4 protein-coding genes and 1 pseudogene are annotated in these 5499 nt (G+C 56.0%); 1 reads left to right on the top strand and 4 read right to left on the bottom strand.

Annotated elements, in window-relative coordinates; genetic code table 11:
* Nucleotides 1-79 precede the first annotated feature (79 nt).
* From copD to DFS13_RS39425, 4 genes are all read right to left on the bottom strand, one after another.
* On the bottom strand, nucleotides 80-982 hold the full coding sequence (gene copD / locus DFS13_RS39440) for a copper homeostasis membrane protein CopD (RefSeq protein ID WP_111442891.1): 903 nt from the start codon (nucleotides 980-982) through the stop codon (nucleotides 80-82).
* A gap of 5 nt (nucleotides 983-987) precedes the next feature.
* Nucleotides 988-1374 (bottom strand): copper homeostasis periplasmic binding protein CopC, encoded by a 387-nt coding sequence (copC, locus tag DFS13_RS39435; protein WP_027810007.1) that lies wholly within the window; start codon nucleotides 1372-1374, stop codon nucleotides 988-990.
* A gap of 84 nt (nucleotides 1375-1458) precedes the next feature.
* Nucleotides 1459-2331, bottom strand: coding sequence for a copper resistance protein B (locus DFS13_RS39430; RefSeq protein WP_089444650.1), 873 nt, complete (start codon nucleotides 2329-2331; stop codon nucleotides 1459-1461).
* Between the two features lie 8 nt (nucleotides 2332-2339).
* Nucleotides 2340-4370: a copper resistance system multicopper oxidase gene (locus DFS13_RS39425; RefSeq protein ID WP_027810005.1), complete on the bottom strand. Its 2031-nt coding sequence runs from the start codon at nucleotides 4368-4370 to the stop codon at nucleotides 2340-2342.
* 449 nt (nucleotides 4371-4819) lie between these two features.
* Here DFS13_RS39425 and DFS13_RS39420 point away from each other — a divergent pair.
* A pseudogene (locus DFS13_RS39420) lies at nucleotides 4820-5416 on the top strand (response regulator); the annotation flags it as partial.
* Nucleotides 5417-5499: the final 83 nt, after the last annotated feature.

Raw genomic sequence — 5499 nt, 5'->3', positions numbered from 1 at the left:
TGAATTGAGCGCCGATTCGCTTCGTCATCCAGAAAATTTGAAGCCATCTCGCCTGCAACTTCGGAAGTTGGTCCATTGATCAGCGTTTCCCTAACAGGAGGATCGCCGTCGCCGCACCCGACTCGATCAACAAGCTCTTGCGCAAAGCAGCTATTGCACCAACATGATCTCCGATTCGCATTTTCTCTTCGAGACGTGGCGTCAAGTGAAAGCGATTCGCCCCAGCAAGCGCGAGCATCAAAGCGAAAAACCCCAGCTTAGTCAACAAGAGCTGGCCGTACAACGTCGATGTCAAACCACTAAGTGTGAGTCCGGAGATCATGCCGTAGTTGATCAGCCCGGTTGCGGTGAGCGTCAGAACGATCATTGTCCCAATCGCGGCAAAGCCGGCCAATGTCCTTTGCAAAAGCTCGAATTGTTGATTCGGTGATGCATGGTTTACGCGAAGCAGCAATACAAAGGCCGTCAAGGCGCCCACCCATCCGCCCGCGGCAGCAAGATGAAGAATGTCGGCCGACAGATGAAGCACACCTTTGCCACCGCTGTCCATTGCCCCATGACCACCCCAAGCCAAGGTGGCCAACGCGATCAATCCGGCACTGGCGGTGATCGCGAATCCGTACGTCGGGCGACGCACCAAAAGCGGCGTGACTACGAGGGCGACACTGAGTGCGACGAGTCGAAGGACCCATGCTGCGCCCAACGCCGTGCCAGACACAATCATCTCAAAAGCGTGCCGACTCACGCTGAAATAATCTTCCGCGCCCGTCATCATCTTTGCCAGTACGAGCATGCTGAGTAAGGACATCACAATCCCGACTACGGCCGCTCCGCCGAGGATGGCGGAAAATTGTCTCGTGATGTGCAGGGATCGACGCTCGTGATGCTGCAAGGCATACAGACCAAAAAGCGGGAGGCCAAAGAGCAGCATCAGGTCCATGTAAAGAATGAACCGAATTGCGATGTTTACCCAGCTGTCCATAATATTCACTTCACAATAAACGTGATCTTCCCGGTGATCGGGTGCGTGTCGGACGACACGGCGCGCCAGTCGACTCGATACGTACCGGCCGTGAGCGGTTGAGCAGGAGTAATCACCATCGTCTTGGGATCATCGCTTCCGGAAACCTTGGCTGCGATCTTCATGGCGGAATGGTCCGTCATCCCCGGCATGCTCGTCATCACAAGGCCCGCACCGGAGAACTGAGTCATCAGATTCTCCGAAAAGTGAAGTTCGATCTTCTGAGGTGCGGAGCCTTCAGTGTTGTCCTGCGGCGTCGACGAGAGCAGTTTCGGGTGAGCAAATGCAGCCGTTGCGACTACGAGGCCAGCAGCAGCGACGAAAGTTCTCGAAACAAAACGTTGGAGCGACATAGTAAATCTCCCTTTCAAGTAAATAGTGATAGTTATCTTGTTGCCCTACTTTCAATCACCGTACGGCAAGCAAGCTTCTGCGTTTCAGAACCACACACGTACGCCGGCCACGAACGACACCTCGTTCCGGCGCCCGCCCTCGTGCTCAACAAAGCGCGCGGTGTTGCCGTATGAACGATCCCAGGTAATGCCAATGTATGGCGCAAACTGACGATCGACCTCATATCGCAAACGCAAACCCAAGGAACTGTTCGCCAAACCAGCCCCCTGCTCTCTTGCTGCATCGCTTTTTCCATATATGTTGAGTTCCAGCGACGGCTGAAGAATCAGGCGATTTGTGATCAGGAAATCGTAGGTCCCTTCGAGGCGCATCGACGTTTGTCCACTCTGTCCGACGAACGCAGTGGCTTGCGTTTCGAAGTTGTAGAGCGCGAGTCCCTGAATACCAACAGCCGCCCACGTTTGCGACCTTCCCGGCTTGAAGTTATGGCGAACTCCTCCAACCACATCCCACCAAGGGCCGATCGAGTGCCCCCAAAGCGCTTGAACTTCGGCGTCTTCAAGTCCCTTCGTTGTCCGTTTCCCTTCCGACCGCAACCAGAGACGATCGACGTCACCTCCGACCCACCCGGTTCCATTCCAGTTCAGAACACCGCCATCGCTGCCGTTCTGCCACTCGAGGTTATCGAGCAGGAACAGATAGTTGATCTCCTTATCGCCCATATCATGCAAGTGGCCGCCGGTGAAGACCGCTTTACGGTCTTCATCCGTCAATGGCGGTACCGGCGATGGCACGCTTTTCGGCGAGGACTCCATCGGTTGCATGGTCGGCTCCCCCACTCCTGCCGATTGATTCGATCCTGAGGACTCGGCCATTGCCGATACGGGCGCCATGGTGACAAACATTACGGTCGCGGCCGTGGCGGCAAATTTCCCATATTGCTTTTTTTCGAACATGAGAGCCCTCACTCCTCTACAGCCACTTCGCGGAACATGCCAGTCTCCATGTGGAAAAGAAGGTGGCAATGGTAGGCCCAACGACCAAGCGCGTCGGCTGTGACGCGATAGCTACGCTTGGAGCCAGGCGCGATATCGATGGTGTGCTTGCGGACCATGAAACGACCTTGGTCGTCTTCGAGATCGCTCCACATACCGTGCAGATGTATCGGATGAGTCATCATCGTGTCGTTAACCAACACCAACCGGACCCGCTCACCATACTTGAGACGAATGGGCTGAGAATCTCCGAACTTGACGCCATTGAACGACCAGACAAATTTCTCCATATGGCCGGTCAAATGCAATTCGATCGTTCGAGCAGGTTCGCGGCCGTCTGGATCCGCAAACGTACTTCGCAGATCGGAGTATGTCAGCACCCGCCGACCATTGTTTCGCAAACCGATGCCAGGATCGTCAAGCCGCGGGGTTGGGCTCATTGCTTGCGCATCGACGAGCGGATTACCATTTTCCGTCGCAGGATGGGACTGCATTGCGCCCATGCCCTGCATTGAACCGTGATTCATGCCGGACATGGATGCGTGGCTCATTCCCTGCATATCGTCCATGCCCTTCGTTGCACCGCCATCCATTCCGGACATGCCGCTCATGCCTTGCATGGAGCCGTGGTCCATCCCGGACATGCTTTGCATCGAACCATGATCCATGCCGGACATATCACCCATGCCCTTCATTGCACCGCCATCCATTCCGGACATGCCGCTCATGCCTTGCATAGAACCGTGGTCCATCCCCGACATGCTACTCATACCCTGCATCGAGTCATCACTCATGCCTGACATTCCGGACATACCTTGCATCGACCCATGGTCCATTCCAGTCATGCCCCCCATGGAGCCATGGTCCATTCCTGCCATACCCCCCATCCCCATATCGTCCATCGTAACCAACGGACGAGGATCAAGCATCGGAACCGGCGCCGAGAGGCCCTGGCGCACAGCCAACGTCGCTCTCGCGTAGCCCGTCCGGTCCATCGATTGCGCGAAGATGGTGTACGCCGGTTCGGAGGTCGGCTCCACAATGACGTCATAGGTCTCGGCCACTGCGATACGAAACTCGTCGACGCTGACGGGTTTGACCGGTTGGCCGTCAGCGGCAACCACTGTCATTCGCAGCCCGGGGATACGGACATCGAAATAGGTCATCGCGGAAGCATTGATGAAACGAAGGCGCACTCGCTCGCCAGGACGGAAGATTCCCGTCCAGTTTCCATTCGGCGCAAGCCCATTGGCGAGATAGGTGTAGGTGTACGCGCTGACGTCGCCGAGGTCGGTAGGACTCATGCGCATTTCAGCCCACATCTTCCGGTCAGCGATGGTCGCGCTCAGACCGTCCTTCTTGACGTCTCGGATGAAATCCCCGAACGTTCGTTGATGGAAGTTGTAGTAATTCGATTGCTTCTTGAGCTTGGCTTTTACGCGCTTAGGGTTCTCGTCGGTCCAATCCGAGAGCATGACCACGTAGTCGCGATCGTACTTAAATGGCTCAGGATCCTTCGGATCGATCACGAGCGGACCATACACACCGGTTTGCTCTTGCAACGACGAGTGGCTGTGATACCAGTAAGTTCCGTGCTGCTTTACTTTGAAGCGATAGGTATAGGTCTCGCCGGGGTCGATTCCGTTGAAACTCAGTCCTGGCACGCCGTCCATGTTGGCAGGCACGATAATCCCGTGCCAGTGAATCGAAGTTTGATCGGACATACGATTCGCAACGCGTAAGGTAACGACGTCACCTTCCTTCCACCGCAGAACAGGACCGGGCAACGTCCCATTGATCATCGTGGCAGTTCGCGCCCGGCCGGTAATATTGATCGGCGCTTCGGAGATGGACAGATCGAAGTCGTTACCCGCCTGCACGCGAGGCTGGTCCGGGCTTGTCATCGCCCAGACCTGCGGGCGCCAGATCCCCAAACCGCCGACCAAGCCGGCTGCGCCTAGGCCTTTCACGAAGGTTCGTCTGCTGATATTCGATCGCATCTATCAGTATCCAGTTGATATTGGTTTGAGTTTCACCACTTGGCAGCCACGGATTCTAAATCAACAAGCGGCGAGCCCCACGTTCAGCGCTAGAGTCATAGCTGGCGTTTCGACCTGCGACCTCGCTCAACCATCTCAACGACGCCCATCGGATTGTGGCCCCTCGTCGGCACGCGCAGGACGGGCCTTGGGTTACGACGACACGCGACCTCGCGCACCGACCTTGAGAGTAGACAATTGCGCCGCCACTGCGCTCTGACGCTACCAAACCGTTGATGAGGAGACTACCCCCCTCATGTAGTCACACACATTGCCACCAGATGACCATTTTGTCATGAACGTAAGGTCTGGAAATTCCGCACGTTTGGCGATATCTTCTTTCGTCAAAGCGCGCCGGCCGACAGACATTTTTTCGACCGCCGCATTACGAGACGAGACAGCTCACCATCATGCGTATCCTTATTGTCGAAGACGAAGAGAAGATGCTTTCCTACCTCCGCAAAGGTCTCACGGAGGCAAGCTATGGCGTCTCGACCGCAACAAACGGGGAGGACGGCCTCTTCCTAGCATTGAATGAGCATTTTGACCTGCTCATCCTTGACGTCATGCTGCCATGTATGGATGGCTTCGAAGTGTTACGCCGGCTCCGGGAGACAAAGAAGACCCCTGTTCTGCTCCTGACCGCACGCGATAGTGTCGAGGACAAGGTTGCGGGCCTCGAACTTGGCGCCGACGATCACTTAGCGAAGCCGTTCGCTTACGCGGAATTGCTTGCGCGGATACGATCGTTGCTTCGTCGGACGCAGCAAGACGGGCGGGAGGTTTTGCAAATCGCCGACCTAGAGATTGATCTCATCAAACGGCGCGTCCGCAGAACTGGCACACGCATCGATCTCACGGCTCAGGAATTCGCTCTCCTCCAGCTGCTCGCTGAGCGCGAAGGCGAAATTCTGACCCGTGCGTTTATTACCTCTCAAGTGTGGGATATGAATTTTGATAGCGACACGAACGTCGTTGACGTGGCCATGCGGCGTCTAAGGAAACGCTGATTTATTCGGCTCGGCGGTCATCGCAGACGTAGCCGAGGACGTTTAGAAGACAGCTCACGGAACGGACCCACGACGATGAA

The sequence above is a fragment of the Burkholderia sp. 28_3 genome, from assembly GCF_003253915.1.
Taxonomy (GTDB): Bacteria; Pseudomonadota; Gammaproteobacteria; order Burkholderiales; family Burkholderiaceae; genus Burkholderia; species Burkholderia cenocepacia.
Note: the sequence above shows the minus strand (reverse complement) of the source record. Positions and strands in the feature narration are given on the sequence as shown.

Bases quoted from the DNA above. Each gene is read 5' to 3' on its own strand.
- copD (WP_111442891.1), bottom strand. From the start codon at position 982: ATGGACAGCTGGGTAAACATCGCAATTCGGTTCATTCTTTACATGGAC.
- copC (WP_027810007.1), bottom strand. From the start codon at position 1,374: ATGTCGCTCCAACGTTTTGTTTCGAGAACTTTCGTCGCTGCTGCTGGC.
- DFS13_RS39430 (WP_089444650.1), bottom strand. From the start codon at position 2,331: ATGTTCGAAAAAAAGCAATATGGGAAATTTGCCGCCACGGCCGCGACC.
- DFS13_RS39425 (WP_027810005.1), bottom strand. From the start codon at position 4,370: ATGCGATCGAATATCAGCAGACGAACCTTCGTGAAAGGCCTAGGCGCA.